The sequence below is a fragment of the Sphingomonas hominis genome (assembly GCF_013328205.1).
GTDB classification, from domain to species: domain Bacteria; phylum Pseudomonadota; class Alphaproteobacteria; order Sphingomonadales; family Sphingomonadaceae; genus Sphingomonas; species Sphingomonas hominis.
Map to the genome: position 1 here is coordinate 441,930 of NZ_JABULH010000001.1, position 7,580 is coordinate 449,509.

General features: G+C 66.9%; 5 protein-coding genes and 2 tRNA genes. 5 read left to right on the top strand and 2 right to left on the bottom strand.

The window, feature by feature from the left end; translation table 11 throughout:
• Position 1: 1 nt before the first annotated feature.
• The gene (locus tag HRV97_RS02230) at positions 2-2,026 is read right to left on the bottom strand and encodes a 3-hydroxyacyl-CoA dehydrogenase NAD-binding domain-containing protein (protein WP_174192060.1); all 2,025 of its coding nucleotides are present in this window, start codon (positions 2,024-2,026) and stop codon (positions 2-4) included.
• A gap of 61 nt (positions 2,027-2,087) precedes the next feature.
• Positions 2,088-3,311, bottom strand: a complete 1,224-nt coding sequence (locus HRV97_RS02235) for a serine hydrolase domain-containing protein (protein ID WP_174192061.1) — start codon at positions 3,309-3,311, stop codon at positions 2,088-2,090.
• A gap of 180 nt (positions 3,312-3,491) precedes the next feature.
• Here HRV97_RS02235 and HRV97_RS02240 point away from each other — a divergent pair, with 180 nt between their 5' ends.
• From HRV97_RS02240 to HRV97_RS02260, 5 genes are all read left to right on the top strand, one after another.
• On the top strand, positions 3,492-5,192 hold the full coding sequence (locus HRV97_RS02240) for a class I adenylate-forming enzyme family protein (protein WP_174192626.1): 1,701 nt from the start codon (positions 3,492-3,494) through the stop codon (positions 5,190-5,192).
• A gap of 81 nt (positions 5,193-5,273) precedes the next feature.
• Entirely contained in the window at positions 5,274-5,966 is a 693-nt protein-coding gene (locus tag HRV97_RS02245; protein ID WP_174192628.1) for a Crp/Fnr family transcriptional regulator, read from the top strand.
• 88 nt (positions 5,967-6,054) lie between these two features.
• On the top strand, positions 6,055-7,290 hold the full coding sequence (locus tag HRV97_RS02250) for an AI-2E family transporter (RefSeq protein WP_174192629.1): 1,236 nt from the start codon (positions 6,055-6,057) through the stop codon (positions 7,288-7,290).
• 46 nt (positions 7,291-7,336) lie between these two features.
• Positions 7,337-7,413 (top strand) — tRNA-Asp (locus HRV97_RS02255).
• A 93-nt stretch (positions 7,414-7,506) separates the two neighbouring features.
• Positions 7,507-7,580, top strand: a tRNA-Asp gene (locus tag HRV97_RS02260).

The following is a 7,580-nucleotide window of genomic DNA, read 5'->3' on the forward strand; positions in this document are numbered from 1 at the left end:
CTCACTTGATCGTGCCGGCCTTGAGCGTATCCGCCACCTTGAAGCCGTGCTTTTCCAGCCCCGCGACTACCTTGTCGTACCCTTCGCTCTGCGCCCAGAACATCGGCCCGCCGCGGTACACCGGCCAGCCGTAGCCGTAGATCCACACCACATCGACGTCGGATGCGCGCTGCGCTTTGCCTTCTTCCAGGATCAGCGCGCCTTCGTTCACCATTGTGTACAGCGTGCGCTCGACGATCTCCTGATCGGTGATCTCGCGCTTGGGCATGTTCGAGCGGCTGCGGAAATCCTCGATGATCTCGGCGACGCGCGGCGAGGGGGTCGGATTACGCTTCTCGTCGTAATCGTAATAGCCAGCCTGCTTCTTCTGCCCCCAGCGCCCCTCGGCGGCGAGCGCGTCGCGGATGCTCTCGATCCGGTTGGGATCGCGGTGCCAGCCGATGTCGACGCCCGCCAGATCGCTCATCTGGAACGGCCCCATCGGCATGCCGAACTCGACGTGCACCCGGTCGATCTGCTCCGGCGTCGCGCCCTCCATCAGCAGCTTGTTCGCCTCGACCTGCCGCGGCATCAGCATGCGGTTGCCGATGAAGCCGTAGGTGACGCCCGCGACGACCGCGACCTTCCTGATCTTCTTCGCCAGCGCCATTGCGGTCGCGAGCACGTCGTCGGCGGTCTTCTCACCGCGTACGATCTCCAACAGCTTCATGACGTTCGCGGGCGAGAAGAAGTGCATGCCCAGCACGTCTTGCGGCCGGCTGGTCGAGGCAGCGATCTCGTCGATGTCGAGATAGCTGGTGTTCGAGGCCAGGATCGCGCCGGGCTTGGCGATCTTGTCAAGCTTGCCGAAGATCTCCTTTTTCACCTCCATGTTCTCGTACACCGCCTCGATGATGAGGTCGCAGTCGGCGAGGTCTTCGAGGTTGAGCGTGGGTTTGAGCAAGCCCATCGCCTGATCGGGAGCGTCGGGCTTGATCCGGCCCTTGGCCGCTGACGCCTCGTAATTCTTGCGCATGACGCCCGTGCCGCGGTCGAGCGCCTCCTGCTGCATCTCGACGATCGTCACCGCGATCCCCGCCGACAGGAAGTTCATGCTGATCCCGCCGCCCATCGTGCCCGCGCCGATCACGCCGACGCGGTTGATCGGGCGCAGCGCGATGTCGGAGGCGATGCCGTCGATCTTCGCTGCCTGACGCTCGGCGAAGAAGATGTGGCGCTGCGCGGCGGACTGCGTGCCCGTCATCAGCTTCATGAACTGTTCGCGCTCGAACTGAAGCCCCTCGTCGAACGGCTTCTCGGTCGCCGCCACCACGCAGGCGACGCAGGCGGCGGGCGCGTCGAAGCCGCGCATCTTGCGGCCGTTGGCTTGTCTGAACGCCTCGACCGCCTCCGGGTCGGGCGCCACGTCGCGGTCCCGCACACGCGGGATCGGGCGCTTGTCCGCGATCTCGCGCGCGAAGGCGATCGCGTCGGCCTCCAGGCTATCCTCGCCGACCACCTTGTCGACCAGTCCGATCTCCGCTGCCTTCTTCGCCGACACGGGATCGCCCAGCGCGATTATCTCCAGCGCCGCCTTGACCCCGACGACGCGCGGCAGCCGCTGCGTGCCGCCCGCGCCCGGCAACAGGCCGAGCTTCACCTCGGGCAGCCCAATCTTCGCGGACGGCACCGCGACGCGGTACTGGCACGCGAGTGCTACCTCGCACCCGCCGCCGAGCGCCGTGCCGTGGATCGCGGCGACGATCGGCTTGCTGCTGGCGTCCATCATCGCGATCACCTCGTGCAGCCCGACGCCCTGCATCGGCTTGCCGAACTCGGTGATGTCCGCGCCCGCGAAGAAGGTCCGCCCGTCGCAGCGCAGCACCATCGCGGTGATCGATCCATCGCCGACGCCTTCCTTGATCCCGGCCTCCAGCCCGTTACGCACCGCTGCGCCCAGCGCGTTGACCGGCGGCGAGTCGGAAATGATGACGAGCACGTCGCCGTGACGTTCGGTGCGAACCGGGTTCTGCGTGGACGTAGTCATGTGAGGCGATACTCCGAGAGAATGGGAATGGGCCGCGTCGTCGCGGCGTGGAAAAGGGGGATCAGGTCAGCGCGGAATAGATCATCGTCTTCAACTCGCGCCGGATCGGATACACGCTCGACGGGCTCAACTGCGTCATGAACACCATGTGGATGCGCTCGACCGGATCGATGAAGAACGCAGTCGAGAACATGCCGCCCCAGTAGAATTCGCCGACGCTGCCCGGCATCATCGAGCGCGCGACGTCGATCGTCACCGCGAAACCGAGCCCGAACCCGGTGCCCGCATTCTGCGTCTCGCTGAACAGCGATTTCGACATGACCGACAGGTCGGCCTTGTTCGGCAGATGGTTGATCGTCATCAGCTCGATCGTCTTGCGCCCGAGGATGCGCGCGCCGTCCAGCGTGCCGCCGTTCAGGCACATGGCGCAGAAACGGTGATAATCGCGCGCGGTCGACACCAAACCGCCGCCGCCTGACAGCAGCCGCGGCATCCGGCTCCACGCGCTCGCCTCGCCGCGGTCGTACATGATGCGGCCCTTTCCGGGCACGAACGTGTAGCAGTCGGTCAGCCGGTCGATCTTGTTCTCGGGCACCTGAAAGAAGGTGTCGTGCATCCCGAGCGGCGCGAAGATGCGCTCCGCGAAGAAGCGGTCGAGCGGCATGCCCGACACGCGCTGCACCACCGCGCCCAGCACGTCGGTCGCGACCGAGTAATTCCACTGCGTGCCCGGCGAAAATTCGAGCGGGAGCTTGCCGAGTTCGGCGACGAAGCCATCGAGGTCGTGGCCGCCATGCCAGCTCTCCAGCTTGAGCTCGCGGTGCGCGGCGTCGATGTTGGAGCGGTTCTGAAAGCCATAGGTCAGCCCCGCGGTGTGGCGCAGCAGGTCGACCATCCGCATCGGCTCGTCGGTCGCCTTGGTCACGAACGGCACGCCCGCGCCGCCGCCCGCGTAGACGCCGACCTTCTTGAACTCGGGCAGGACGTGATGCACCGGCGTGTCGAGCGCGACGCGCCCTTCCTCCACCAGCATCATGAACGCGACTGAGGTGACCGGCTTGGTCATCGACGCGATACGGAACAGCGACGCGTCGTCGATCGCGGTATCGCCACCTTCGCGCGCTGCGCCTTGCGACGACAAATGCACCACCTCTCCGTCGCGCGCGACGAGCAGTTGCGCGTGCGGCAGCAGTCCGGTGTCGAGGTAGCGCGCCTTCACGAACGCATCGATCGCGTGGAGGCGATCGGCGTCGAACCCGTGATCGGCAGGGTTTGCGTTCGCCATCGTCTCGTCCATACCCCCGCTTCGAAGATGAGACGCTTCCTACGCCTTGAGCGTGGCGCAAATCAACTCTAACCTCGTGACAAAGCGAACCCGATGTTCAAGACTCGCGAGCGGCATCGGACATGTTGGAGAGCAAGCGTGGCGACTGAACCATCAAGCGTGTTGAGCAAATGGCCCGCGATGACGCTGGACGCGGTGGAGCGTGCGCTCTGCGCGCCGGGCGCCCGATTCGAGATGGAAACGATCGACATTCGCGGCGTGCCGACGCGGGTGTGGAAGAACGCGCCGCCACACATGGCAGCGCTGGTCACGCTGTCGCGCACGCACGGCGAGCGGCTCGCCACGATCTACGAGGACGAACGCGTCATCTACGAGGCGCAGTATCGCGCGATCGCTGCGCTCGCGGAGGTGTACCGCGCGTACGGGGTGGAGAAGGGCGACCGCGTCGCGATCGCGATGCGCAACCTGCCCGAATGGCCCGTCGCCTTCTTCGCCGCGACCGTCATCGGCGCGATCGCGGTGCCGCTGAACGCCTGGTGGACCGGCGACGAGCTCGCCTATGGCCTGGCCGACTCGGGCGCGACGCTGCTGGTGTGCGACGGGGAGCGCTGGGATCGCATCCTGCCGCACCGGTCCGAGGTGCCCGACCTCGCGCACGTGCTGGTCAGCCGCGCCACCGCGCCGCTCGACACGCCCGCGACGCGGCTGGAGGACGCGATCGGTATCCCCAACGACTGGCACGCGCTGCCCGATCGCGCATTGCCCGACGCCGGGTTGGTGCCGGAGGACGACGCGACGATCCTCTACACCAGCGGCACCACCGGCAAGCCCAAGGGCGCGCTCGGCACGCACCGCAATTTCATGACCAACATCATGTCGACCGGTTACGCCGGCGCGCGGATGCTGCTGCGTCGCGGTGACCCGATCCCCGCGCCGCTGCCGCGCGTCGGGCTGACCGTGATCCCGCTGTTCCACGCGACCGCGCTGTCGGCCGGGCTGATGGGCGCGATGGCGGCGGGGCATACCAGCATCTACATGCGCAAGTTCGAGGCGCTGCGCGCGTTCGAGATCATCGAGCGCGAGAAGGTGAATTCGACCGGCGGCGTGCCGACGATCGCGTGGCAGTTGCTGGAGCATCCCGACCGTCACAAATACGACCTCTCCAGCCTTGAGGCGGTCGGCTACGGCGGCGCGCCGTCCGCGCCCGAACTGGTGCGCAAGATCGCGGGCGAGATGAAGGCGATCCCGACCAACGGCTGGGGGATGACCGAGACGACCGCCACCGTCACCACCCACGGTGCCGAAGATTACGTCAACCGGCCCGAGAGCTGCGGCCCGCCTGTCGCAGTCGCCGACCTGAAGATCATGGACGCCGACGGCACGACCGAGCTGCCTGTCGGCGAGGTCGGCGAATTGTGGGCGCGCGGGCCGATGATCGTCAAAGGTTATTGGAACAAGCCCGAGGCGACCGCCGCGACCTTCGTCAACGGCTGGGTACGCACCGGCGACCTCGCAAGGCTCGACGAGGAAGGCTTCTGCTTCATCCTCGACCGCGCCAAGGACATGATCATCCGCGGCGGCGAGAACATCTACTCGACCGAAATTGAGAACGTCCTCTACGACCACCCGGCCGTCACCGACTGCGCGCTGATCGGGTTGCCGCACCGCATCCTGGGCGAGGAGCCCGCCGCGGTGGTCCACCTCGCCCCCGACACGCACGCGACTGAGGCGGAGTTGCAGGCGTGGGTGCGCGCGCGGCTCGCCGCGTTCAAGGTCCCCGTCGCGATCCGCTTCGTGCCCGAAACGCTGCCGCGCAACGCCAATGGCAAGATCCTGAAGCGGGACCTCAAGACCCTGTTCGAGGATCGCGCCGCCGCGTAAAGGGCACAGCGGTACGATCGAGCGGGGGAATGACGAGTGGGGGTAACGGGGGACTTTCTGCGCGGGCGCGGACGCGGCACCATGTCGGCGCAGGAGGCCGAGTTGCTCGAGAAAGCGGTCGACCGCGTCGAGACGCTGCCCGCGCGCTCGGTGGTCACCCGCCGCGGCGACCGGCTGCGAGAGAGCACGCTGCTGATCGAAGGCGCGATGTGCCGCTACCTGGACGCGCGCGACGGTTATCGGCAATTACTCGCCTACCACCTGCCCGGCGATTTCGTCGACATGCATGGCTACACGCTCCACCGGCTCGACCATGACGTTGCGACGATCGTCGAGTCGCGCGTCGCCACCATCCCGCACGAGCGTATCGACGGCATGATGCGCGACCATCCGCGGCTCGCCTGGATGCTGTGGCGCTCGACCTTGCTCGATGCCGCGATGCACCGCGAGTGGATTTTTCGGCTCGGCCGGCTCGATGCCGCCGGACGGCTCGCGCATTTCCTTTGCGAGGTCGCCGACCGGATGGAGGCGATCGGACGGGTAAAGGACGGCGTGTTCGCGCTGCCGCTGACGCAGCAGGATCTGGGTGAGGCGTGCGGGTTGACCAGCGTCCACGTCAACCGCACGCTGCGCCGCCTGCGCGAGGACGGCATCGCCGACATCGCCCGCGGCGAGGCTCGCATCTTCGACAAGCCGCGGCTCGCGCGCGTGGCGGAGTTCGATCCCGATTACCTCTATCTCGACGGCGGCCCTTGGGCCGAGCCGCAGGACTGATCGACCCAGAGTATCGAGCGGGACTAATAAGCGGGAAGGGGCGCGGGGGAGTATCCCGGCCCCGAAAATGGCGGTACGCCCTTGGCGGATGGCCGACCTGCACGATCCCGCCCCGACCCCACCACCGGTGCGACCCGCCGACGCGCCGCCGCCCGGCGCATTGGGCATCCCCAGCCATCCGGGCGAGGACGCACGGATCGCGCAGCGCCGCGACCGGCTGCTCGCCTCGCTGACGCTTACCGCCGGCGTTGGCCTGATGGTCGGCTTGCCGTTCGCGCTGAAGGCGGGATCGGAATTCTTTCTACCCACCACGGTCGCGCTGGTGATCTCGCTGGCGCTGATTCCATTGCTGCAATGGCTGGAACGGCGACGGTTGCCCTCGCCGATCGCTGCATTGTTGTGCGTCATCCTGTTCCTGATCGCCGCCAACATCGCGATCGCGGCGATTGTCGTGCCCGCGACCGAGTTCTTCCGGCTGCTGCCCACGCGGATCAACCGCATCCAGTCGAACCTGCAGCCGTTGCTCGATCTCTATTCCAACCTCGAACATTACGTGAACCGCACGCTGCGCCAGGTCGCCTCCAAGCCGGTACGTCCCGCGCCCAGCGCGGCGGTGTCGCCGCCCAGCTCGATCGTCGAACTCGCCGCCACCAGCGCGCCTGCGTTCATCGTGCAGGTCTTCTACGCCATCCTGGTCGCCTATTTCTTCCTGTCGGGTTGGACGCGCCTGCGCCAACGTATGATCACCGAGCGAGCGAGCTTCGGCGGCGCGATGGCGACCGCGCGGGTGTTGCAGGACGTGGTCGACGACGTGTCGTCGTACCTTGGCACGATCACCGCGATCAACATCGCGCTGGGCGCGATCATCGCCACCGCGCTCTACCTGATCGGCATGCCGTTCCCGCTGATGTGGGGCGGCATCGTCGTGCTGCTCAATTATATCCCCTATTTCGGGCCGGTGATCGCCGCGCTGCTGCTGGCAGTCGGCGGGTTGATGACCTTTAACGACATTTGGACCGCGCTGACCGCACCCGCGATCATGTACGGCACCCACCTGATCGAGGCGAACGTGGTGACCCCGTTGATTGTCGGGCATCGCCTGACGATCAACCCGGTGCTGATCCTCATCTCGATCAGCTTTTGGGGCTGGGTATGGGGCACGGCGGGCGCGCTGCTCGCGGTGCCGATCCTCATCATCGTGCAAACCGTGATCGGCGCGGCGGGGCGGCCCGACATCACCGGCTTCCTGTTCGAGCACGGAACGTTGGTGCGCGGGCGCGACCGCGGTGCGAAAAACTTCGCTGACGACGCGCGATCCGGTTGACACGCGGGGGCGCGCCGCATAGCAGCCGCGCCTCACGCTTCTACAAGCGGGTGTAGCTCAGTTGGTTAGAGCGCCGGCCTGTCACGCCGGAGGTCGCGGGTTCGAGCCCCGTCACTCGCGCCATTCCCCGGCGATACATGTCCGCGGGAACGGTCAAAATGGTCGTGTTGACACAATGGGGGCGCCGGCCTAATCGGCGCGCCTTACGCTTTTCAAGCGGGTGTAGCTCAGTTGGTTAGAGCGCCGGCCTGTCACGCCGGAGGTCGCGGGTTCGAGCCCCGTCACTCGCG